General features: G+C 39.7%; 14 protein-coding genes, 5 tRNA genes and 1 pseudogene. All 20 read right to left on the bottom strand.

Annotated elements, in window-relative coordinates:
• Positions 1-5: 5 nt before the first annotated feature.
• The 20 genes and pseudogenes from WDC_RS02905 to WDC_RS02810 all read right to left on the bottom strand — a co-directional run bounded on the left by WDC_RS02905 (position 6) and on the right by WDC_RS02810 (position 21,575).
• The gene (locus WDC_RS02905; RefSeq protein ID WP_044010315.1) at positions 6-983 is read right to left on the bottom strand and encodes a beta-ketoacyl-ACP synthase III; all 978 of its coding nucleotides are present in this window, start codon (positions 981-983) and stop codon (positions 6-8) included.
• Between the two features lie 230 nt (positions 984-1,213).
• Positions 1,214-1,299: transfer RNA gene (locus WDC_RS02900), tRNA-Leu, on the bottom strand.
• 90 nt (positions 1,300-1,389) lie between these two features.
• A pseudogene (locus tag WDC_RS02895) lies at positions 1,390-1,848 on the bottom strand (SprT family protein).
• Entirely contained in the window at positions 1,841-4,033 is a 2,193-nt protein-coding gene (locus tag WDC_RS02890; RefSeq protein ID WP_044010314.1) for a Tex family protein, read from the bottom strand. The pseudogene WDC_RS02895 and the gene WDC_RS02890 overlap by 8 nt, the downstream one beginning before the upstream one ends.
• Before the next feature lie 151 nt (positions 4,034-4,184).
• Entirely contained in the window at positions 4,185-6,848 is a 2,664-nt protein-coding gene (locus WDC_RS02885) for a calcium-translocating P-type ATPase, PMCA-type (protein ID WP_044010313.1), read from the bottom strand.
• A 204-nt stretch (positions 6,849-7,052) separates the two neighbouring features.
• On the bottom strand, positions 7,053-7,880 hold the full coding sequence (nadE, locus tag WDC_RS02880; RefSeq protein ID WP_044010312.1) for an ammonia-dependent NAD(+) synthetase: 828 nt from the start codon (positions 7,878-7,880) through the stop codon (positions 7,053-7,055).
• A 15-nt stretch (positions 7,881-7,895) separates the two neighbouring features.
• Positions 7,896-9,362 carry a nicotinate phosphoribosyltransferase gene (locus WDC_RS02875; protein ID WP_044010311.1) on the bottom strand — a complete coding sequence of 489 codons (1,467 nt, stop codon included), beginning with the start codon at positions 9,360-9,362 and terminating at the stop codon, positions 7,896-7,898.
• A gap of 307 nt (positions 9,363-9,669) precedes the next feature.
• A complete protein-coding gene (locus WDC_RS02870) occupies positions 9,670-10,371 on the bottom strand; it encodes a GntR family transcriptional regulator (protein WP_044010310.1) in 702 nt (233 codons plus the stop codon).
• A 53-nt stretch (positions 10,372-10,424) separates the two neighbouring features.
• Positions 10,425-11,558, bottom strand: a complete 1,134-nt coding sequence (gene nagA, locus WDC_RS02865) for an N-acetylglucosamine-6-phosphate deacetylase (protein WP_044010309.1) — start codon at positions 11,556-11,558, stop codon at positions 10,425-10,427.
• Positions 11,559-11,628: 70 nt separating this feature from the next.
• Entirely contained in the window at positions 11,629-12,423 is a 795-nt protein-coding gene (proC, locus tag WDC_RS02860; protein ID WP_191978635.1) for a pyrroline-5-carboxylate reductase, read from the bottom strand.
• Positions 12,424-12,648: 225 nt separating this feature from the next.
• Entirely contained in the window at positions 12,649-14,472 is a 1,824-nt protein-coding gene (locus tag WDC_RS02855) for a GDSL-type esterase/lipase family protein (protein WP_044010307.1), read from the bottom strand.
• Between the two features lie 29 nt (positions 14,473-14,501).
• Positions 14,502-15,443 carry a pectinesterase family protein gene (locus WDC_RS02850; RefSeq protein ID WP_044010306.1) on the bottom strand — a complete coding sequence of 314 codons (942 nt, stop codon included), beginning with the start codon at positions 15,441-15,443 and terminating at the stop codon, positions 14,502-14,504.
• Positions 15,444-15,548: 105 nt separating this feature from the next.
• Positions 15,549-17,105, bottom strand: a complete 1,557-nt coding sequence (locus WDC_RS02845) for an MFS transporter (protein ID WP_044010305.1) — start codon at positions 17,103-17,105, stop codon at positions 15,549-15,551.
• A gap of 469 nt (positions 17,106-17,574) precedes the next feature.
• Positions 17,575-18,327, bottom strand: a complete 753-nt coding sequence (locus WDC_RS02840; RefSeq protein WP_044010304.1) for an IclR family transcriptional regulator — start codon at positions 18,325-18,327, stop codon at positions 17,575-17,577.
• A gap of 186 nt (positions 18,328-18,513) precedes the next feature.
• A tRNA-Gln gene (locus tag WDC_RS02835) sits at positions 18,514-18,585 on the bottom strand.
• 7 nt (positions 18,586-18,592) lie between these two features.
• Positions 18,593-18,675, bottom strand: a tRNA-Tyr gene (locus WDC_RS02830).
• A gap of 68 nt (positions 18,676-18,743) precedes the next feature.
• Complete coding sequence (locus WDC_RS02825) at positions 18,744-19,565, bottom strand: metallophosphoesterase (RefSeq protein WP_044010303.1); 822 nt, start codon at positions 19,563-19,565, stop codon at positions 18,744-18,746.
• Positions 19,566-19,620: 55 nt separating this feature from the next.
• Complete coding sequence (locus WDC_RS02820) at positions 19,621-21,120, bottom strand: peptide MFS transporter (protein WP_044010302.1); 1,500 nt, start codon at positions 21,118-21,120, stop codon at positions 19,621-19,623.
• Positions 21,121-21,384: 264 nt separating this feature from the next.
• Positions 21,385-21,457: transfer RNA gene (locus WDC_RS02815), tRNA-Thr, on the bottom strand.
• 45 nt (positions 21,458-21,502) lie between these two features.
• Positions 21,503-21,575 (bottom strand) — tRNA-Asn (locus WDC_RS02810).
• Positions 21,576-21,580 lie beyond the last annotated feature (5 nt).

Genomic DNA, 21,580 nt, shown 5'->3' with positions numbered 1-21,580 from the left:
CATCCCTACATTCTGATTAACATACTACCGTAATTTAATCCAGCGCCGAAACCACTTAATAAGATTGGCTGCCGATTAGCTGATGTAACTAATCGATCCAGTGTTACCGGAATGCCAGCTGACGACATGTTGCCATATTTTTCTACTGTATGAGGAAATTTATCAAATGGCATTTTTAATTTTGCACAAATTGTTTCAATGATCCTCAAATTAGCTTGGTGACAAACAACCATTCGAATATCAGCTAATTTTATCTTAGCCTCTGCTAGTAATTGCTCAATTTGCTTGGGAACCGCCGTTGTGGCAAACTCAAACACAGCACGACCATCCTGATAAAATGCATCGGCAGTGGGATAATTGGTGCTCGCAATTTCTGTAATCGGGTTGATTCTGCCACTATGAATTGTTTGGGCCTGGGAGCCATCAGTTGCCAGTTTTTCTGCAATTAAAAATTCTTCATCTGAAGAATTTGTGCGACTTAATAATGCGCCCCCAGCGCCATCACCAAAAAACACGGTAGAAGTTCGATCCGTGAAATCCATCATTTTCGAGTTAACTTCTGCACTAATTACCATGGCATGGCGGTACTGCCCGCTACGCATCATTTTATCCGCAATGCTAAGGCCGAACACAAAACCTGCACAAGCAGCACTAACATCGAAAGCAATCGCATTTATGGCCTGCAGTTTACCTTGTACAACACTAGCTGTCGCAGGGGTCAAAGCATCAGGAGTAATGGTGGTTACAATTAGTAAATCAACTTGATCAGCTGATAAATTTGATTTTTGCAGCAGTTTGCGACCAACCTCCGTCGCTAAATCAGAAGTATTTTCATCATTTTGGGCATAGTGCCGCGTCTTGATTCCAGTATGTGCCACAATCCATTCATCACTTGTGGGCATCACCTGGGCTAATTCCTCATTAGTGACAACCCGCTCTGGTAAATAACTGGCAGTCGTTGTCAACTTGGCAAAATAAGTCATTTTTTTCGCTCACTTTCATATTTTAACCATTTTATTTTAATTCAGCGGCCGTTAAATTACTAGTGATTATGCTCGATGTTAATCGCACCTTTAACTTTGCAAAATGGATCACTGGTTAAGGAAAAATATTTTTTCCACTCTTTTAATTTATTTGATGTCTGAACAACAAAAATGTGGGAAATAAGGCAGGTTCTGAGAACCTTAACGTCTTATTTCCCACTCTTTTAAAATGCGGCTGAGAGGACTTGAACCTCCACGGTCATAATTGACCACAAGATCCTTAATCTTGCGCGTCTGCCAGTTCCGCCACGGCCGCATCAACGAATAATATCATAGCAAATTATCGCGCTGATGACAACACCAAAAATATCCTGGTAGCTTGATCGAACCAGGTCGCAACTAGTTTTTAACTAGTTGAAATTAATTTAAAATGACCGCCACACCGGGCACAAACGTACCGGACTGTATTAAAATGTTGTTTCCGGCTGATAATTGCCTGGCATTTGGTACACTGATAAATTAATCTATTGGCACTACTTATTCGTCGAGCACTCGTCGTTGGAGCATATCTTTTACCACCAACTTGTTGTAACAACACCTTAAATGCATGACTGCGATGGTGATAGTCTTGCCCATTAAGATGCAAATGATAGTGACATAGCTCATGTAGTACCACTTGGCGTAAATTGTCCACATCAAATTCGTCCAACATTTTAGGATTGATATCAATATGATGGTCCTGTGGATGGTAGCGCCCACCAGTTGTCTGCAATCGACGATTGAAATATACCTGATGTTTAAATGGTCGCTGAAAATAATCCTGTGACCATTACTGGGTTAAATTTTGTAATTGCTCATTAGTCACTATCTCGTTCACTTTCCTGTGGATCGACCATTGTCAGTTGGATTCGTTGTCGATTCAAATCAACCGTGTCAATCCAAACTGTGACAATATCACCAACTGCCACCACTTTTTTCGGGTCACTAACAAACCGATGGCTTAATTTGGATACATGGACTAAGCCATCATGCTTAACGCCAATATCAACAAATGCACCAAAATCAACCACATTGCGCACAGTTCCCTGCAACTTCATCCCCACTTTTAAATCTTCCATTGTCAGAACATCCTTACGCAACAATGGCGCGGGCATATTATCTCGCAAATCTCGTCCGGGCGCCTGCAAACTTGCAACGATATCATTTAGCGTTTCAACACCAATTGACTGCTCAACTAAAATTGGTTTGAAATTAAGACTGCTGATTTTTTGCTTACTTTGTTCATCACCTAATTGGCCCGGTTTAACCCCCGCCTCTGTCAAGACTAGTTTTGCCACTGGATAGCTTTCAGGATGAATATCAGTATTGTCCAGCGGATTTTTACCGTCAACAATGCGCAAAAAGCCAACTGCCTGTTCGAATGCTTTTGGTCCCAATCGTGGAACCTTTTTGAGCTGACTGCGACTGTCATAACGTCCATTTTCGTCCCTATATTTAACAATGTTAGTAGCAATTGTGTTTGATAAACCTGAAATGTGTGCCAATAACTGATAACTTGCTGTGTTCAGGTTTACACCCACCCGGTTTACAGCTCGTTCAACAACCGCATCGAGTTCACCGCTTAAATCTTTTTTGGGTAAATCATGTTGGTATTGGCCCACCCCAACTGACTCTGGATTAATTTTAACTAACTCAGCCAGTGGATCTTGCAGGCGACGGCCAATACTGATGGCACTTCGCTGTTCAACATGTAAATCGGGAAACTCATCACGAGCTGCTTGACTAGCTGAATAAACTGAGGCACCAGCTTCATTAACGATGACATAATATACTGGACGTTTAATTTTGGTTAAAGTATCCGCCACAAACTGTTCGGATTCACGGCTAGCCGTTCCGTTGCCAATTGCAATCATCTCAACTTGATACTTCTCAATTAAATCGATTAACTCGGGTTGCGCAGCTACCCGTTTAGCTTCGGAAGCTGGCTTATGTGGGTAGATCACTGTTTTGGTCAAGAATTTTCCATTTTCATCAATCACAGCTAATTTACAACCGGTCCGGTAAGCAGGATCAAATCCTAGCACAACTTTACCTTTCATTGGCGCTTGCATTAATAAATTATACAAATTCTGGCCAAAAACTTTGATCGCCTGTGTTTGCGCTGACTCAGTCAACTCATGCCGAATTTCGCGCTCAATAGCTGGTGCAATAAACCGCTTATACGCGTCTACATACGCTGCTTGAATAAATTCAGTGGCGTTAGTATTTGGATGTTGACCAATTAGGCGAAAATGTAAGTAATTATTAATCGGCTCAGCATCGATCTGCACTTTAACATTAATTACCTTCTCTTTTTCACCACGATTAATCGCTAAGACACGGTATGAATTTAGCTTACTGACAGCCGTTTCAAACTCATAATATTGTTGGTAAACGCCGAGCTCATCAAGGCTTTTACCATTTGTTTTGACCTTTGTTACTAAAGTTCCATGTTGGGTGGAAAAATTTCTGATCCAGTTTCTAACTGCCGCAATCTCGCTGAAAGCCTCAGCCAAAATTTCGTGTGCGCCAGCTAAAACAGTTTCAGTATCTGGTAATTCATTTGCCAGATTAATATATTTTTGGGCCTGCTCTGTTAAGTCAGTTGTTGGAAACGATAATAGCCAATTAGCCAGTGGTTCAAGACCATGTTGCTTGGCAATCATTGCCTTGGTTTGCCGTTTTTGCTTGTATGGTAAATATAGATCTTCGACATCCTGCAATTTTTCCGCTTGGTTAATTTGGGCTTGTAACTGCGCCGATAACTGACCTTGCTCAGTAATGCTCTTAAGCACTGCGGTTTTTCGCTCTTGCAATGCAGTAACTCGTTTGAATTCATCCTGAATTGCTAGAATTTGGACCTCATCCAAACTACCCGTCATTTCTTTTCGATACCGGGCAATAAATGGAATCGTATTACCTTCGTCCAGCAAACTCAGTACTGCATCAACTTGACGGGTAGCAATATCGGGTAGATTCTTTTTAACTAATGTAGTGACTTGTTCACTCATATATATCAATACTCCTCATAAAAATAGACCAGAACATGACAATATCCCTTGTTCTGGTCTCGTTCATCAACGTTTCAATTTTAACACTAAACAACCGCCGCTGAGAAGAAAGTAATTTTTTCTTAATTATCATTTTTAATTTTGAGGATTCTTAATCGTCGTTCTTCGCATTCTGATACCACAATTTACGTTGAATCAGCTTAACAATTTCAACAATTGCAATCATCAGTGCGCCTGCGACCGCCACGGCTCTCCACTGGCTTAATTCTAAGTGGGTAACATGGAATAATTGGTTGAATCCTGGTAACCAAATTGTCATTGCTAGCAACAAGAACGCCACCAAAATCGCTAGATTAAAATATTTATTCTTCCAAAACCCAACCGTAAAGAGTGATTGGTGAATTGACTTCGAGTTAAACGCATGGAATAGCTGAATTAATCCTAATGTTGCAAACGCCATTGTCAGTGCGTCCGCATGAATTTGTGCATCTGTATTGTGCAACGGTTGCCACAATGCATATGCATAAACGCCCAATGTCAGCAATCCTTCCAAAATTCCCTGATAGATGATGCTGGAGAAAACTCCACCCGAAAGAAAATTAGACTTACGTCCCCGTGGCGGCCGTTTCATAATGTTTTTTTCAGTCGGCTCAACTCCTAGTGCAATCGCCGGAAATGTATCTGTCACCAAATTAATCCATAAAATTTGCACCGGCGCCAAAATTTGCCAGCCAAGCAGAGTCATCATAAATAGAGTTAATACTTCGCCTAAATTGGCCGAAAGTAAATACTGAACCGATTTTTGAATATTGGCAAACACCTTTCGACCTTCTTCAACCGCAACTACAATCGTGGCAAAGTTATCGTCGGCCAACACCATTTCACTGGCACCCTTTGAAACCTCGGTACCCGTAATCCCCATGCCAACACCAATATCAGCTGTTTTTAACGCCGGTGCATCGTTCACACCGTCGCCCGTCATGGCAACAACCTTGCCATGTTTTTGCCAAGCTTTGACAATTCGGACCTTATGTTCAGGAGCCACTCGCGCATATACCCGATAACGTTTAACATTTTTAGCAAATGTCGCATCATCTTGTTCGTCTAGTTGAGCACCAGTAATCACCGCATCCTCATCATCTGGCGTCAAAATACCCAACCGCGTGGCAATTGCCTGGGCTGTGTCGCGGTGATCGCCAGTAATCATCACCGTCTTGATGCCAGCTTGATGCGCTTTTGCAACTGATTCGGCTGCCTCTGGTCGTTCTGGATCAATCATCCCAGTTAGGCCCACGAAAATCATATCATTTTCAATTGCCGCGCTGGTCGGTTCAGCTGGTACGCTATCCAGTGGCTTGTATGCAAATGCCAATACACGCAATGCCTGCTTGGCTAATTCGTGATTTTGCGCCAAAATTTGCTGACGCACCTGATCGCTTAATGGTTGAATATCTCCATTGATTTCGATCTTAGAAGCCCGCTCCAATAATACATCTGGTGCACCCTTACTTGCCGCAAAAAAACCATCACTAGATTGATTAATCGTAGTCATCAACTTGCGTTCCGAGTCAAATGGAATTTCAGCAACTCGTTGATTATCAGCAATTACCTTGTCAACAACTGCGTTATGATCAATGGCAAACTGAACCAGTGCCGTTTCTGTTGGATCCCCTTGGAGCCCATCTGGTGTTTGCTTGGTATCATTGGCCAAACTCATGATTTTGGTTAATAATTCAGTTGTGTTATCATGCTTCGAAGTTGCTTCAATTACTTGATCATTAGTATATAAACGCTCAACCGTCATTTTATTTTGAGTTAACGTACCGGTTTTATCAGAGGCAATCACATCAGTACTACCCAAGGTTTCAACCGCTGGTAATTTTCGAATTAATGCATGCCGCTTTACCATTCGTTGTGTTCCCAGGGCTAATGTGATCGTTACAATTGCTGGTAGACCTTCAGGAATTGCTGCTACTGCCAGTGAAATTGCAGTGAGCAACATATTGAGCAGCGTTTCTTGTCCACGAATTAAACCAATTACAAACACAACTGCTGCAATAATTAGAATTAAAATCGTTAGCATTTTGCCTAACTGTTGCAAGTTTGCTTGGAGTGGTGTTTGCGATTCGGCGGTCTTATTAAGCATCCCCGCAATGCGGCCCATCTCTGTTTGCATTCCAGTGGCCACAACCACACCAGTTGCTCGGCCATACGTTACATTGGTATTCATATACGCCATATTTGAACGATCGCCAATACCAAGCGTGTCATCGGCTAACTGCTGGAACTGTTTTTCCGTAGCAACAGATTCACCCGTCAATGCAGCCTCTTCGATTTTTAAAGCGGCACCTTCAATTAGCCGTAAATCAGCCGGCACAATGTCTCCTGCTTCTAATAACACGATATCACCCGGTACCAGTTCATCACTTTTAACAGTTATTACCTGCCCATCACGACGCACATGTGCATCTGGTGCTGACATTTCTTTTAAAGCGTTAATGGCATTTTCTGCTTTAGCTTCCTGAAAAACGCCGAACAAAGCGTTTAAGATAACCACCAACATAATGATAATAGCGTCAACTAGTTCACCAGAAAATGCCGCTATCAATGCCGCTACCATCAACACAATAATCATCAAATCTTTAAATTGATTGAGAAATTTTTCAAGTAGAGATGTTTGCCGTTTTTGTTCTAATTCATTTGTACCAAACTGACTTCTTTTGGTCTGAACTGCTTGTTGTGTCAGTCCTTCTTGGTTAGTGTCAACGGATTCAAACACCTGCTCAATTGATTGATTATAAAATAGCTGTTTCATTAGTTCCTCCTCGTAATGCCACCATACGCTAGAAAAAGAGACCTACGTATGCGTCGCAAATTCATTGTGTGCACACATAAGTCTCACTAATTATGATAATTCCGGAAAGATCTTCTTGTTGACGAAATTACCGCAGAATATTCTGCTAGTTACTCCCTTATGAATATGATTAATTATAACTTACTTTAATTTAAAAATAAACCATTAGCTCTTCCACCACTGATCGTAAACATTAATTGGTAAATGACGCTTATGACCAGTCTTTTGATACCAATCTTCAATTTTATCTGCCACAGCATTATCAATCTCTTGACCTTCAAGGTAGTCATCAATTTGTGAATAACTAACGCCTAGTGCCACCTCATCGGGTAACGAGGGGCGATCATCCTCAAGGTCAGCGGTTGGCACCTTAACATAGAGGTGCTCTGGGGCACCTAATTTTGCAAGTAATTGTTTTCCTTGTCGCTTGTTGAGCCGCCAAATTGGGGTAACGTCTGCAGCACCATCACCGAATTTAGTGTAAAAACCAGTCACCGCCTCACTAGCATGATCAGTTCCTACGACGGCGCCCCGTAATTGACCAGCAATTCCAAATTGTGCAATCATCCGTTGCCGTGCCTTAATATTACCCTTATTAAAATCACTCACTTTGATGCCATTTGCTTCCAATGCTGCAACGGTAGCATCAGTTGCCGGCTTGATATCAACTCGCATTACTTGGTCAGCTTGCATAAATTCAATTGCTGTCATCGCATCTGCCTCATCGGATTGATTACCATAAGGCAATCGTACAGCCACGAACTGGTAGTGTTTATCGCTATATTCTTTTTGCAATCCAGTAATCGCCATCTGAGACAGTTTTCCCGCCAAAGTTGAATCCTGACCACCAGAAATACCAAGCACAAGTGTCTGCAACCCAGTTTTTAATAAATACTGTTGGAGAAAGTCAACGCTGCGTTTAATTTCCTCATCCACGTCAATTGTCGGTTTAACCCTTAATGCATTGATAATTTCTTGTTGTAACTGTCGCATTTTCTTTCACCTACTTTAAAATTTTAATTGATTCACGTAATCACGAACTTGTTTGATAATTTTCATTTTATTATCAAAACATTCTTGTGACAAGTCCACTGGGTAGACTTGAGGATTTAAGTCTCGCTTGTATTCATCCCACAACATATCTAGGTGACGCTTAGAAAATAATTTGATTTCGTCCAACTCGGGTAAGTCATAAACCAATTTTCCATTTGTAAAAATTGGTTGAAGAATTGGGCGAGCGGCAAAGTTATGCAGTGTTTTGTTGATGTATGTGTAATCTGGATTAAACATATACAATGATTCTTTGTCTTGTGGTTTTTCATCCCACAGTGTGACATAATCGCCCTCGGTTTTGCCATCTGATTGATCAGTAATACGCCAAACCTGCTTTTTCCCGGGTGTTGAAACCTTTGTTACGTTGCTCGATATTTTAATCGAGTCAATCATCTGACCGTGCTCATCTTCAAATGAAACTAACTTATAAACTGCGCCTAATGCAGGCTGGTCAAATGCTGTAATCAATTTGGTGCCGACGCCCCAAACGTCAATTTTAGCTTTTTGCATTTTCAAATTCATGATGGTTTTTTCATCGAGGTCATTAGAAGCATATACCTTCGCATCCTTGAACCCAGCTTCATCGAGCATTTCACGAACTCGCTTAGAAATATAGGCAATATCACCACTATCTATGCGGACACCTTGGAAATTGATTTTGTCACCCATTTCTTTTGCAACTCGAATTGCGTTTGGCACACCACTCTTTAAAGTATCAAAGGTATCAACTAAGAAAACACAGTCTTTGTGGGTTTCTGCGTAAGCTTTAAACGCATCATAATCATTCATATACGTTTGAACTAAAGCATGAGCATGAGTACCACTGATTGGAATACCAAATAGTTTACCGGCCCTTACGTTGCTGGTGGCATCGAAACCACCAATATACGCCGCACGGGTGCCCCAAATAGCAGCATCCATTTCCTGTGCTCGGCGTGTCCCAAATTCTAATAATGGATCATCACCAACAACTGATTTAATGCGAGCCGCCTTAGTGGCAATTAGTGTTTGATAGTTAATAATATTTAATAATGCTGTTTCAACTAATTGAGCACCGATTAAGGGCGCGTCGACTTGTAAAATTGGTTCATTGTTAAAGACTAGATCTCCCTCAACCGTACTATTAATTGACCCTGTAAATTTAAAGTCACGTAAATACTCTAAAAAGTCAGCATCAAACTGACCTGTTTGTTTAAGGTAATCAATATCGCTATCAGAAAATTTAAGTTGCTGAATATACGAAACGACTCGTTGTAAGCCAGCAAAGACCGCATACCCGTTGCCAAACGGCATGTTACGAAAGTATAATTCAAACACCGATCGTCGTTGTGCCATTCCTTTTTGCCAATACGTTTGCATCATACTTAATTCATAAGCATCAGTGTGCAGTGCGATACTATCATCTGGAAATCGGTAACTCATTTGGTTACTCCTCCACCATATTTTTATTTAAATCACAAGTATTTTAGCATTAATTAGACCATCCGTCATAAAAATCGCACCTGTAAACGGTTCCAATTGGAATAAAGCAATAGAATACTATTTAGCTTATGCAAATCTTTTAAAATAGCCTTAATAACTAAAAAATTGAAAAAAATTTTTTACTAATTTTCATTGCAAAAGAGTGAAAAAAGCAGGTCTTTTCGCCTAGCAGCACCACTGACGATACAATAACGTATCTTTACGTGAAGCATAGCTATCCTCAAAAACCTGAATATTTTTAACTCTGTTATTTTTCCAACACAAACTCAAACCGATCACCAACATACTGCGTGTGCACATATTCAAATGGACGACCATCCTGTAGATAAGATAGCTGCCGTAATCGTAACAGTGCCGCCCCACGCTTGATGCCTAGATATTCTGCAATTCGCTCAGACGCTGACATCGCAGACACAGTTTGAATCGCTCTACCTGGGAACAGATTAGCCTTTTTCTCTAATGCCTTATATAGTGACGTTGTAATTTCTTCTTTACTAAAATTATTGATTAAATTAGCTGGCACTGTCGCAATTTCAAAACAAATCGGGACACCACTGCCATATCGAATTCGTTCCATTCGTAACACTTTAACATCTGGTTTTAACTCTAATAGCTCCGTTTCACTTTCAGACGGTGTTGTAATATGATACGAAATTGTTTTACTTGATGGCACCTTGCCAGCTGCAATCATCAGATCTGTAAAACTAGTTACACCAGACATCTTTTCTTGCACTTTGCGGTTAGCTACAAAAGTTCCTGAACCGACATGTCGTTCCAAAATTCCTTCATCAACCAGTGTTTGAATTGCTTGTCTCAATGTCATTCTACTAACACCAAAACTGAGTGCCAGTTCTCGTTCGGCCGGAATTTTGGCTCCAACCTGCCACTTACCATTTTCAATCTCCTGTTTAATTTGATTATGAATTTGAATGTAGACCGGTGAAGCCATTTCACTGCCCCTTTCACAAATTACGTGTTTTACCAAATCTAAACCAATTTAACTTAATTGTCAAAGCGCCGTCCTAAGCTGTAAACTCGTTGTAAATTTAAGTTGCCATCAAAAACATTAATATCAGCATCCTTGCCAACTTCAAGAGTCCCTTTTTGGGTTAAACCAAATTCGATTGACTGATTAACTGATGACATTAAGACGGCGTCCTCAATCGAGCAATTAGTGAACGCAATTGCATTTTTGAATGCATCCTCAAACGTTAAGACGGACCCAGCTAAATTGCCAGATTCCAACCGCGCCTGCTTATCCTTGACAATCACCTTTTGGCCACCAAGTTCACTGATTCCTTCTGGCATTCCCTTAGCACGCATTGAATCCGTAACTAATTCAATCTTGTGCGCACCCTTTTGTTCGAACGCCAACTTAATCATATCTGGCACAATATGAAACCCATCGCAAATTAATTCACAGTACATATTATCTTCAAGCATGGCATGCCCAGTTACACCAGGTTCGCGGTGTTTAAATTCGCGTTGAGCATTGTATAAATGAGTAACGTGCGTAGCCCGGCTAGCTAACATCTGCGCCCTAGTTGCATTGCTGTGACCAACAGAGGGAACAATCCCGTTTGCTAGGCAGTAATCCTCAAACTCACGAGCACCTTTGTCTTCCGGCGCATAGGTAATCAGTTTAACCCGATTTCCTGACAGTTGATTCCAATGATCGAGCAATTTAGCATCCGGATCCTTAATATACTTTTCAGGTTGTGCCCCTTTGTAGATTGCAGCAATAAAAGGACCCTCCAAATGAGTTCCTTGAATTACAGGATTTTTTTGTGCTGCTTGTGCAATTCCAGTCATCGCATGTGCAATATTTTCATTTGATTGAGTCATCGTGGTGGGGAAAATCGACGTAATTCCTTCATGAATCATTTTATTAACCATTGCATCAATTTGCTTTGGATCACCGTCCATCGTATCAAATCCATAACCGCCATGCGAATGAACATCAATAAAGCCAGGAACTAATTTACGCCCATTCACAAATTCAACTTGATCATTTGCTTGGGCCACATATTCATTCATCGGTCCAATTGCGCTAATAGCCCGATCAAATCTGACGTAGCCATCATAAATCTTACCGTCACCCGTAAAAATTTCAGCATGCTTCAATACAACACTCACTTACCCGCACTCCCTTTAATAAATTATTGTGATTTACCTCATTATAATTGGACTATACCAAAAAGTAAACCTAATCTACCTGACTATCCTTTTTTACAGTCGCATCAATGCCCTTAACAACCGCCGTCATAAAACCGGCTTCTTCCATTGCTAGTAATCCGGCAACAGTGCTACCACCGGGTGAGGACACTTGATCAATTAATTCGAATGGTGTTTGACTTGATTGCAACACCATCTTGGCAGAGCCTTGGACTGCCTGAGCTGCAATCTTAGTTGCTGCATCTTTAGTGAGCCCATATTTTACTCCAACGCGACTGAGTGAATCGATGAAAAAATCGACGTAGGCAGGCGAGCTACCAGCCAATGCGCTAAAAATGCCAAATGAAGTTTCTGGTTGCCAGCTGATTTCACCAAGCGACTGGAATAGCTCTCCAAGTTGTTTACGACTAGTTTCGATTAGCTGATCATTTGCTGCTAGTGCTGTCATTCCAGCCATAATTTCAACATTAATATTCGGTAATGCCCGCAGGATTGGTAAGTTATAACCCGCCAATTCTTCTAGCCGGTTAATACTCATACCACCAACGATTGAAATTAGTGTTTTGGTAGTCAATTCATCACGAATTTCTTGTAGAACAAGTTCTGCTTGATCAGGTGTCACTGCCAAAACAACAACATCACTTTGCTGCACAACCTGTATGTTAGACTCACATGCTACCACACTATTATCCTGAGCAAATTTTGAGTAACGTCCTTTATGTGCGCTGTGGATGCTGACATCCTCAGCACTAACAGCTTCACTTGCTAACAACCCTTTAATAATTGCTCGCGCCATTGCGCCAACACCGATAAACCCGATTTTCACTTTGATCAGTCCCTTGCAGTTTTTGTTGATTTCATTTTAACATTAATATTACCGCTGCTGCAGTGCCGTTAATGGTTTAATTTTAAATAAGTTTATGCTTAGCGCAGCTAAATCATTATTATTACACAAAAAACTACTGCAAGTTCACGGTTACGACTGCAATAGTTTTTTATTCCCATTTAATAGTGTTGATTTACCTTGCCACGTTTTTTCTCTCATGTGCCGCTAACATATAACTTTATTACTGCAGACTTTTTGCCCTGTATTTGAGTATGCTTCCACAAATAGATACCTACACTGACCTTTTTTAAGCTGATAACTGTGGCGTTTTGGCAAATCTTGGAGTGCTATTTGATCGATAATATTTTTATCTTGGTTATCATTGACAGCCACGATACTGTAATAATCAAAATTGTCAGAGTGCTTAATTTTGGCAGAAAAACTAATTTTGTCTCGATAGGTTCCACGATTCACTTCATACAGTTGAAGCTTAACGGCCCGTTCGTTGGCAGCAGCGATATGTGTAAAATGGTAAGTGGCTGTGATCGAACTAAACTCGGAAACTGCCCTCAAATTCACAGCGCGAACCGAATATTTTTTTCGCAGGTCCACTGCGTCCACCACATCATTAAAATGATTATCAGTCACAAAGTAACTGTGGCCTTTGCATTGCACTTCATAATATTGGGCATTTGTGACGTGGTCCCATGTCAATTGTAAGTGACCCAATTTGTTAGCATCAAAATTAACTCGAATCTTGGCGGGGGCTGCAAGCACACAATTTGCTTCTTCGGACAGATTTTTATATTTAAATTTTGGTTGAATTCGTACTAATTCGGCCGCAATTATATTAGCAATGAATTGTGCGCCAACATTCGTAAAATGAGTCGAATCTGATAATCCATCTGGAAACTTTTGATATTGCCACTTTGGCAGGTGCATATACAATATTTCAGGCTGCTCCCCCCGCAACATTTTAATTTTCTGTAACGCCAGCCGATACAAGTCAATAACAGGAATTGAATATTGATGTGCAACCCGAATAGTCATTTGCCGGTACAATTGTAAAATCTCATTTTGAGCGTTATTTAGAATCTCGTCATACCGCGGTGGTGCAGTTACCAGGATTGGGTGTGCCTTCCTACTTAAAATGCTGGCAACATATTTTTTTAAATAACCGCGAAACTCTTTTGGTCCAGCATATCTTGATGGTCTACGTGCATTAGAATCATTGTGACCCCACTGCACCAAGACAACATCTCTGGGTCTTAGTTTCCCTAAAACCGCTGGTAACCACCCCTCTTGAAGAAACGATTTAGCACTTCGACCACCAATGGATTGATTAACAATCGAAGTCCCTTTCGCTTCATAAAACATGGAATAAACATTTTTATCATGCTGATCATGATAGCTAGTTATCGAGTCGTGCTGTAGCACAAATTCCGGTAAGTACTGGCCCCAACCAGCCTGTGGATGTTCGTTTTTACTGTACGTTTGCGCCGTTGAATCCGATAGAATATAAATTCTTTTATCTTTCAGCGGTCGTGGTTTGAGCTTGAATTCAGCTATATTAATACTGTCCATCAGCAACACATGGTGTTCCTGACTATTACCTGCTAGCTGAAAATTAATATCAAGAACTTCTTCAGCTATATTTGCGTCAAATTTAATCAAATGGTAGCGATTGTCACTTAACTTGAATTCACAGTTTTTAATATTATTGACAAAAATTTCGTAGTCTTGCGGTCTAGTCTGTGTCTGCCTGATAATTACCTGAATCTGATAATTTGAATTTGTTGCTGCGACCACCAAATGAGTTCCACCTAAGTACCTAAACGGACTTATGGTCGCTTTGTCCCCTTCCAAAGCAGTACAGTCTTCCTCAATCTTATTTAACTCGCACCTAAGTGGACCAATTGAGGGTGATATTTTATCCTTTGATTCTTTTCTACCGTGGTAAATTCCGTTGCGCCACCCAATCGCTTTTTGTGAATAGGTTTGTACGTAAATATCACAATCATTGTTAAAGTTAAAAAAATCAATTTCCATCTTTATCATCTCTCAACATACTGGTTTTATTATATTTTCATATACTTAAATATTTTAACCATTAGGAACTCATCAATTTGTTTTTTATTGACGACCCAGCTTGCTCGGCCTGCAATGTATTGGTTTGAATCATATTCTCTAAAGTCACTAGTTCTCTCCCGACCAACATCACCATTCCAATTATCCCAACCTTTAGTAATGATATGAGAACCGATTTTGCAAGAGATATAGTAAGCTTTCCCATATGGGCGCCACGGTCTAGCCAGGTAGACATTGGAAACGTCATGATCATCTTTTGTTAGTTCACAATCGATAAACACAAAGCCAAATAATGTATCTGGATAGGTGCTCGGGGCTGCAATAAATGCGTTCCCATTTTCAGTGCCTAATTTTGTTTTTAAAATACACCGATAAAAGACGGCAGTTCCTCCGCCAAAAATATAATCAACATTACCAGCAATTTCACAATTTTCAAATGTATAGCGGTGACATTGTAAGTATTCATGCTGATTTATCGGAGCATTGAAGGGACGTCCCTCTTTAGTTGCAGGTGGCAATGGTGCCAAAAATAAAGTATCTTGAAACGCATCAATAGTACATTTTTGGAGAAAAATATTATCACCATTACCATAAAAAGCAACTGCTTGCCCCACATCTTTACCTAGCCCGGCTGAATTTTTAATCGTCAAATTGTCCAACACGATATCTTCGCCTTCGCAATAGAAGGTTGCTGTTTGAAAAGTATTAATTGGCTGGTGATCCGGTCCTAGCTGTCGCGCATAGGCCGCTCCATCCACAATCACATCACCAATCCCAATAATGCGAATATGTTTCCCTCTCAAAGTTACTCGTTCTTGGTAAACACCTGGTGTGACAATAATAACTTTGAGCTCGTCAGACTCTAAGTCTAAATTGGCAAATGTTTCTTGAAAGGAATTATATTCACGTTTATTTGGGTAAGATATTAGCAAATTATCACAACCATCCTAGTTTGATTAAATTAAAAATAATTCTAACTCATTTGTCAGTTACAAACTGAAAGTTAAAATTATTTTATACTACTGTTAAAGTAATTATTAGACACTCTTTAAGTTAAGTTTATCGTTCTTTTTATGTTTGTTATGGTAGCCAACATTATTATTGCCAAAGCAATCTTCGTACTTGAAACCAGTGAGTTCTTCAACAACTGCTTTAACTTCTGGTTTAACATCTGCTTTAGAACCACCATTTCTAACACGGGCAACTTCATCAACAATGATACCTTGCGTTTTTTCATTTACCTTCATATGTTTGGAAGCCCACATACCTAATAACTGGAGCCCACAAACACCAACAAGCAGTAGTCCGATTAAACCATATTTAGCTGACATTGGCTGAACAGTAGCATCTTCAACAAGGTGTGTTGCAGACAACACCCAGCCAAGAACAACAAGACTAGAAGCACGAATTAATTTACCTGCCATCGTTTGAGCACCAGAATAGATCCCCTCACGACGACGATTGGTAACAATCTCATCAACATCGGCCATGTACCCGTAGTTAGCCCAAGGGATATAGTAGACACCACCAGTTACGAAACCATAAATAGCAGAAATACCTAAGATTAACCAGGTTACGCCAGTTAGGCCAGTAGCCCAGACAACCACGTAAGCGATCATCGTTCCAATCGAGACACATAGTGCAATTGAATATGCACCTGAGGTTCGACCTAATCTGGCACAAATCCACATGAAAACAAACGTGGAGACAAGTTGACAGATGTTTGATAAACTATTAATCCCAGAAACAAAAGTGTTGGAGCGATTAAGAACAAAAATAAAGAAGTAAGTATTAATTGCAGAGTATAACCATTCGCCACCAAAGCCGAATAGATACATTCCTAGATGCCATCTGAAACTTCGAATTCTCAAAGTTGAGAAAACATCAATAAACATTTTCTTGAGTGCCTGAAATACGCTACCTTCAGTATCGTTTTCAATTTTGACTTCCGATTTGTCTTTTTCCCAGCTGGTAAAATAAACGCAGGCTGCTGAAATTGCCATTAAAATTGCGTATGTAATAACCGCAGCTTGATAAGCAAATGGGTTTGTTTTACCTAACCACATAAAGCAAAGACCAGGTAATGCTGCTGTGACAAAACCGGCCACTTTGCCGAACACTGACATGTAGCCTGATAAATATTGACGGGTTTCATAATCTTCAGTCATTTCAACAGGTAATGTCTTATAAGGCACGTTAAACACCGTATAAATAAGTTCATACATAATATACGTTAAAATATAGTAAATAAATGATTGACCACGGATCCAAAGGATTGGATAAAATAGCATCAACGGAATGCTAATTGCAATGAAGAAACGACGTCGCCCAAATTTTTGGCCTAACTTCGTTGCATTAAAATTATCAGTAATGAATCCCATAATTGGGTTATCAAATACATCCATATACGTTCCAATTGCAAAAATTAATGTTGCCTGCCAAATTTTCAAACCACAATACGTAGTGTAAAAAAACATTCGCCATGCTGAACTAATTGACAATGCACCGCCACCAATGAAATTACCCATCCCATAACCAAGTCGATTAATAAGTGTAACTTTTCTTGGAGCCTTTGGTGTAATCGCGTTTTCCATGAGAATACCTCCAATTAAATTTGAAAAATAAATATTCTGAATTATGTGTAGTTAAGTAAGTTTTGATCACCAGCTTCTCAATAAAAGATATATGTTAGCGCTAACATATTCAACAAGATTACAATATCACGCAAAGTAACCGCTTTCAATTGGTTTTAATTTTTTTTGAATAAATAATTTCCAAATAGGAATGTTCGTAAAATTTATGTTCTTATCTGGCGTTTTATATTTTTTATACTATGCTACAAATCTGGAACTAATTTGCATCTTGCTCACCAATCATTGGTCTCAGAGCAAAAACATCACAATGTCAACGTTTCCATTTTTAAAATTTGCCAGTCCAACTCTGCTGTCCAAGTCTACTTAGTCACTAATCTTTATTAATTGGCCAATTGGACCTTATAGTGTTTAAAAATGAATACGAAAAAGCCTAGCAACTAAGTTACTAGGTTTCTCATTAACGTCAGATTTACAAAACTATTTCAATTTCTTTTTTGGTAGTCAGCACCTTGTTAATAATAAACTGACTATATTCAGGAGTTAGTTTTCCTTTTGGCAAGCTGACGCTTAAGGCACTAATAATCCTGTCTTCTTTTGTTAAACTTGTGGCAATACAGCAGCAATCGTTTTCTTGCTCCTCGATATCAGTTGCGTAGCCCTTTTCCCTAATTATTTTAATGTTGTCTTTTAGCTCTTTTGGAGTTGTTATCGTGTGGTCTGTATATGGTTTGAGCTTGGTTCGGTTTAAATACCCTTCAATCCACCGATCAGAACACGAGCTCAAAATTGCCTTGCCCATTCCTGAACAGTATAGTGGCCGAGCAAGCCCGACTTCAGAAGACAGGTAAATACTTGGATTTTTGGGAATAATCTTTCTTACATAAACAAATCTGTCGTTTTCTGGAACCGACAAATGGATTGTTTCGTTGACATCACTTTGAAGTTGGTTTAAATAACTTCTTGTCGTTTCAATCAGGCTAGTGGCCCCAGTATTGATGTTTCCATAGCCTATTATTTTAGAACCAAGGTAGTATTCCTTGGTAAATGCAGTCCTTGAAACATAATTAATGTATTGCAATGTAGTTAATATCTTAGAAACAGTCGGCGCAGTGATGTCAGTTTCTTGCGCTATTTCTTGTACCAACCTACTTTTACCATCTGCCAAACAATCTAAGATTTTGTTTGCCTTCAGTAAAACTGTTCCATACATCTTTTTTTCCATTACTATGTATACTCCTAAAATAAAAGGTGAGCAGAATATCAATAAATTGCTCGTCTGTCGTGATTACATAATGTTATCGGTTACATTCAAAGATAACACATCGTGAAAAATAACACAATTTATACCAAATAAAAAGCCCCTACTTCAACGATTTATCGTCGGTAGCGACTTCGAAAGGCGTAACAATTGGGCTAGCTGGGATCGAACCAGCGCATGACAGGATCAAAACCTGTTGCCTTACCGCTTGGCTATAGCCCAATAACAATGGAGGGGAGTGGATTCGAACCACCGAACCCGAAGGAGTGGATTTACAGTCCACCGCGTTTAGCCAGACTTCGCTACCCCTCCATAACAATCAACTATTATATGATACCTAAATCAAATTAAAAGTGCAAGAGAATTATTGAAAAAAATTATTATTCTAATAAAAGCATCCCTAACCGGCGCTTCCATTGAGCAAAAAAATCAGGTTCAAGCCATTCATTGCTATGCTTGTTATGATAGCCCACTGATTGATTATAGTAGCTTGTTTGATTACTTTTCAAGGGCGCTGGATGAATATGCAAATGCCCAAATAAAACGTAAGCGACCTCATATTTTTCTAATAATTCTCCCATTTTAACGCTGCCCATCATTGCGTTACTCATATTCCACATTCTCTGATCAGGCGAGTCAATAATAAAATTTTTTTTAGGAACAAAATGCGTCATGAATAAAACATTTTTGTGATCCTTTTTCGCCTGTTTCAATTGGCTTTCCACTTGCTGTAATACCAGTTCTAGTCGATCCCGATCACTACCTGGCTGGACAATCGTTTGATCAACCCAGTACGCATTCTTCCAGCGAGCAAAATCGGTACTCGAGACGTTTTGGTTAGATAATGAATAATCATACCAACCATTATTGCCAATTAGACGCCAGTTTGTGCCCACTACGTCCTCAAATTGGTGATGGAGGTAATTGGGCTGCTGCAGAGTTTCAAGTTCCTGAAACGAGATGCCACGTAGCATGTCGTGGTTACCTGCAATAAACCGCACCTGGACCAGCCCAGCTAACAATTGAGATAAATTTTTAACGTAGGCCACACTTTTCTCGAAGTCATTAAATAAATCACCGGCAATCAAATAATAATCAACTTGATTAGCCCACAAGTATTCAGCTTGCTTTTGCATCATCTTAGCAACATCAACTCGATTAATATCAAAATGGTTATCACTGCTCATTGCTACCTTTATCATTTTGTCACTTCCCTAAATAAAAAGACCAAACCCAAACGGCTTAGTCTTTCTTTTTTTAATCAACACCATCCATTAATCGGTGAATTGGTTTTACAAAGAACAGCAATAAGATACCAAATGCTACACTAACCAATCCAACAATCAAAAAGTAAGCTACTTCAGTGTTGGCACTATACAATTTAACAATTTGCGCATTTACGGCTTGTCCAGCTGCATCTGCCAAGAACCACATACTCATCATCTGAGACTGGAAAGCTTTTGGCGCTAATTTAGTCGTAACTGAAAGGCCAATTGGCGAAATTAACATTTCAGCAATTTCGACGATGAACCAAGAACCAACCAACCACCATGGGCTAACACGACCTGATGTTGTACCATTGATAATTCCCGGCAATGCCATGAATAAATATGACGCACCAGCGAAGACAAGTCCAACAGAAAACTTACCTGGTGAACTTGGTTGTTTCTTCCATGAGCTCCAAAGCCAAACAAAGAAAGGAGTTAAAATCATGATAAATAAAGGATTTAACGTCTGAAAGTTAGCAGCTGCGAAGTGCCAACCGCCAATGTGTAACACAGTTCGATCAGCGGCAAAGAGGGCCAGCACAACTGAACCAGATTCTTCAATTGCCCAAAAGATTGCAGCTGCGATAAATAGTGGCACATAAGCCCAAACACGTGAGCGTTCAACCTTATTGACCTTTTTACTACTCAACATCATCACAAAATAAATAATCGGCAATGCAATCACCACAATTGTGATAATCCAAATAATATTATTGATATCCAAATTACCTGTCACACCCATTAACGCAATGACAACTGCCAGGGCAATAACTCCAATTACACTCCAAGTAATGATTGGACGCAAGTTTTCTTTTTCAATTGGATCTTGTGGATATAAACTTTCTTTAGATAAATATTTCTTACCATCGAAATAGTATTGGAGTAATCCCAAAAACATCCCGATTGCGGCAAGCGAAAAACCAGCATGGAAATTCATTTCATTACCAAACGCGTGAAAACCAAATCCATTGGCTGCAAACGGTACAGCCCAGGGTGAAACAGCAGCACCCAAGTTAATACCGAACACAAACATACTAAAACCAGCATCACGACGATGATCGGTTTCTGAGTACAAACCACCAACCATTTCGGAAACATTTGGTTTCAATAGCCCTGTACCAACTACAATTAAAGCTATTGATGCAAACAGTGCTGAAGATCCAAAAGGTAAAGACAACGCAATATGACCAAACATGATCAAAATCCCACCAATGAAAACTGTCCTTCGACTACCCCAAACACGATCACTCAACCAGCCGCCAACAACTCCTGACATGTAAACTAAGGAACCATAAATCGACATAATTGAGGCTGCAGTACCTTGGTCAAAGCCTAAGCCACCCTTTGATACAGCATAATACATGTAAAATAATAAAATGGCTCGCATACCATAATAGCTAAACCGCTCCCACATTTCAGTAAAGAATAATGTGGATAATCCCCTAGGTTGCCCTAAAAAAAATTTATCTGCATTGCTTTTATTTTCCAAAACTTTTCCTCCGAATCATATGAATCTTTCAACTTATTATCAAAATAGTTTGAATAAATTAAAATTGCTTCATCTAGTAATGAAGTATGACAACTGTTATACCCCGGTAAATCTATGGTCGTCAACAAATGATTAAATATTCACCAGTTTTAGCTATCACTTAACTAAAAAAAATAATGTCAATTCATGGTTATTTTACATAGAAAAAAAGTTTATAAAAATAGCAAAAAACACTATTTTATAAACTTTTTTATCGATTGGTATTGCCGACTGCAGGATTTGAACCTGTGACCCCCGGATTACGACACCGATGCTCTACCAGCTGAGCTAAGTCGGCATAAACAAAAAGATGTCAACCATTCAGCTAACATCAAAAGCATAACTCCGGCAGGCGGGCTCGAACCGTCGACACTCTGATTAACAGTCAGACGCTCTACCAACTGAGCTATGCCGGAATATT

The sequence above is a fragment of the Paucilactobacillus wasatchensis genome (assembly GCF_000876205.1).
GTDB lineage: Bacteria > Bacillota > Bacilli > Lactobacillales > Lactobacillaceae > Paucilactobacillus > Paucilactobacillus wasatchensis.
The sequence above is the reverse complement of the archived record's forward strand: the minus strand, read 5'-3'. Positions and strand labels throughout refer to the sequence as shown.

Coding starts and splice junctions, on each gene's coding strand:
- WDC_RS02905 (WP_044010315.1), bottom strand. CDS start 983: ATGACTTATTTTGCCAAGTTGACAACGACTGCCAGTTATTTACCAGAG.
- WDC_RS02890 (WP_044010314.1), bottom strand. CDS start 4,033: ATGAGTGAACAAGTCACTACATTAGTTAAAAAGAATCTACCCGATATT.
- WDC_RS02885 (WP_044010313.1), bottom strand. CDS start 6,848: ATGAAACAGCTATTTTATAATCAATCAATTGAGCAGGTGTTTGAATCC.
- nadE (WP_044010312.1), bottom strand. CDS start 7,880: ATGCGACAGTTACAACAAGAAATTATCAATGCATTAAGGGTTAAACCG.
- WDC_RS02875 (WP_044010311.1), bottom strand. CDS start 9,362: ATGAGTTACCGATTTCCAGATGATAGTATCGCACTGCACACTGATGCT.
- WDC_RS02870 (WP_044010310.1), bottom strand. CDS start 10,371: ATGGCTTCACCGGTCTACATTCAAATTCATAATCAAATTAAACAGGAG.
- WDC_RS02855 (WP_044010307.1), bottom strand. CDS start 14,472: ATGGAAATTGATTTTTTTAACTTTAACAATGATTGTGATATTTACGTA.
- WDC_RS02845 (WP_044010305.1), bottom strand. CDS start 17,105: ATGGAAAACGCGATTACACCAAAGGCTCCAAGAAAAGTTACACTTATT.
- WDC_RS02840 (WP_044010304.1), bottom strand. CDS start 18,327: ATGGAAAAAAAGATGTATGGAACAGTTTTACTGAAGGCAAACAAAATC.
- WDC_RS02825 (WP_044010303.1), bottom strand. CDS start 19,565: ATGATAAAGGTAGCAATGAGCAGTGATAACCATTTTGATATTAATCGA.